The 2,908-nt window shown below is 40.7% G+C and carries 3 protein-coding genes and 1 pseudogene; all 4 read right to left on the reverse strand.

What is annotated here, in order from left to right; genetic code table 11:
- Positions 1 to 1,276 (reverse strand): YfjI family protein (locus tag FS875_RS09550; protein WP_144756144.1); only part of this gene is annotated, 1,276 nt, incomplete at its 3' end.
- Positions 1,273 to 2,208 (reverse strand): DUF7146 domain-containing protein, encoded by a 936-nt coding sequence (locus FS875_RS09555; protein WP_144756147.1) that lies wholly within the window; start codon positions 2,206 to 2,208, stop codon positions 1,273 to 1,275. The genes FS875_RS09550 and FS875_RS09555, both read right to left, overlap by 4 nt.
- A 99-nt stretch (positions 2,209 to 2,307) precedes the next feature.
- Entirely contained in the window at positions 2,308 to 2,508 is a 201-nt protein-coding gene (locus FS875_RS09560) for a helix-turn-helix transcriptional regulator (RefSeq protein ID WP_144756150.1), read from the reverse strand.
- Positions 2,509 to 2,705: 197 nt separating this feature from the next.
- Positions 2,706 to 2,908 (reverse strand): annotated as a pseudogene (locus tag FS875_RS09565) (integrase); the annotation flags it as partial.

A 2,908-nucleotide genomic window follows, 5' to 3' on the forward strand; every position in this document is an offset into this window, starting at 1 on the left:
CTCTCTCAAGGGCATTTCTATTGATTTCAAAACGCCCGCCTTCACACAGTTCAAAAATCAACGCAAGGGTTGGTATGGTTTTATCCATTTTCAAAAGATATGATTGTAAACTTGTAGAGAAATTTTCCTCTTTGATTGTTTTTTGAAACTTTTCCCACCATTCACGAAACATCTCTTGAGCATCAGCAGAAAAACGCATGGTGATAGGGTGTTTTGGTGATCCTAAAGGTTTATCGTAAAGAGAACGAAAGACCTCATGATAGCTTTCCCATGCCTCTTGATTGGGTGGTCTATCACCCCATATCCGCTCTTTTTGTTCATCGGGAAAGACCAGCATTTGAAACCGTTGCAATAAACCATCATCGTTTATTCCATGGTGCATGGCTTGAATAATGGGAATAATTCGTGAAGGTTGAATGCCCCCAATGACGGAAATAGTTGCATTGGAAATATGAATGGTTCCACGCTCTATACGGTCATAGGTGTATGGCTTATTGCCATTAAAAGCTGTTAGATAAAAAGAACGGTCTGCTTGATATTCCTTTCTCTCCAAATTGGCTAAAAACCCAGACAATTCATCACGAACCAACAACAGACCACGGGGGTTTTCTTTTAACAATTCCCCAAGCTTTTCAACCGTGACATCATTGACGATAAGACGTCGTTTATTAAGCGTGTCATCATCATCACTTTCTTCATGTTCAAGAGATTGAGAAAGAAGAGCAAGGGCTTGTTCCTCGTCTTGATCTTTGAGTGCTTTGCAGGCTTGTTTTTTCTTTTCTCGTTTGTCTAATTCAATCAAAATATCTTTTGTTTCTTGGCTTTTTTTCTGCTTTACCCATTCTTGATACCATTCCTCTTGAAAGGCATAGAGAGGAGCTAAAGCAGCTTCCATGGTAGGTGTTTTCATGGTTGAAGGTTGCCCCACAATGGCACCCCAGAGATTAGGAACAATTGTCCAATTGGCATGTTGTTTTGGAGCAATACGCACGCCATTACCAATGACAGCCGCCAAACCACATAAAGCAGAGATAGCCACAAAATCGATAGAAGATTGTTGTATATCAGCAACGTCATAAACATAGTTTATTAATGATGTTGGAAGCTGTAAAAGACTAAAAGGCTCGACGGGTAAAAGAGTCGTAGCAATGGATTTTAATTTCCCCCAACCATTTTGTTGCAAGGCTTGTTCATAAGGAATGGCTTTTAAACAAGTATTATCGTTATCATTGACGGGGGTATTTTCATTGTTGTTTTGTAAATTACACTCTTTCATAGTTCCCTCTTTTGAGAAAGTAGTACATTATTAAAGTCCATTCCTTTTGGAGCTTGCATCATAAAGACCTCAAAGCCTTGGCTATACGCACGCTTTGCAAGGTTAAAACCTGCTTTACGACCCGCATCATCACCGTCCATTGCGATTGTCAGACGTGCTTTTATCGGGGGTAAATTCACACGCATCATGCCACTTGTTGAAAGAGACGCCCATAAATTCACGGGCTCTAATATCAATCCAGACAGCAGAGACAGACCAGTTTCAATGCCTTCACAAATAACCAGATGTTTTGGATTGGCTTGACTTAAATGCACAGCACCGCCCATGACAGAACCCAACATGGCTTTTGCTGGTTTCTGATCTGTTTTGCAGCCATTGGCTTGTAAAAAGGTTCTATGAATGGCAAAAGAGCCAGCCCCCTTAATAAGTGCTACCAACGCGGGCAGCATCATTCCTAATGGATGTGGACATTTGTCGTGAAATCGTAAACAAGGAAATAAGTCACACGTAATACCCCGCATGCGTAAATAGGTTTCTGCTAAAGTATCTTTTATTGGTTGGCTTTGTTGCCAAATTGCTTTTGCTCTCTCTGCTTTCTGCTTTACTCGTTTGAGATCAGCAGAAAACTGTTTTGAGAAAGAGAGCGTGTGATTATAGGCTTTATCAATATCAACAAAGGCTTGTTTCCCAAGCAAGCCAATTCTTCTAAGCGCTTGTATGATCTCTCTAAAAGAACAGCCAGCATAACAATAGAGTAAGAGACGCCCATCATGTCCATTGGAAAGAGATAAGCTAGGCAATTGATCATCATGGGCTGGACAACGGGCTGTTCCATAACGCCCATGCCAAACCCCACTTAATTCACAAGTAATTTTTTGAGCTGTTGTGTGCAATGCATAAGCATTGCTTGTTGTCGCATTTGTAAAATGCATAAAATCCCTTTCTGCTACTTGCATTACAAGACAGATTCTGTTATTTCAGGATTTGCGAAAGTCGAAATACTTTGTCTGTCCTATAAGGCGAAGTTTTCTTTAGGCGGCGTCGTTGCCACGTTGGTTTTTTGCTTTTTCGATTACATCGTAAAGGTCAGATTGTAGCCAACGCGCTAAAGAGCCAATCTTTAAAGGCTTTGGCACCGAGCCATCAGCGACCCGCCGCCAAAGTGTTGAAACGCTTATATTGAGTATTTTTGCACTTTCACGTACTGTGAGAAGTGGTTCATGTGGAATCATGAAGTCCCCTCTTTATCTAAGTGGTCGAATCGACGTTGATTTTCTATATATAAATAGCAATTTGTATCAAACTTTTCCAGTAAAAAAACAACATCTTGTTATTTTTTATTCAAGAGAAGCCATAATTTGTGATCATATTATCCATTATGGATGTAATGCGAAAAAGAGAGATAGAGCTGTCCACAACTTTTATTGTTTTAACCAGTAACATAAGAAGCCCACTTATCCATAAAGATACGACGCTGTTCTAAATAGTCTGTACGACGATAGGCACGCTCCACTTTCCCCCCAACCGTATGACCTAGAATGGTTTCAGCAACCTCATAGGGAGCATCGGTTGTTTCAGCAAGCCAATCGCGTAAACTAGAACGAAAACCATGGGGACAAGCTTCCAGACCAG

The organism is Bartonella saheliensis (assembly GCF_902162175.1).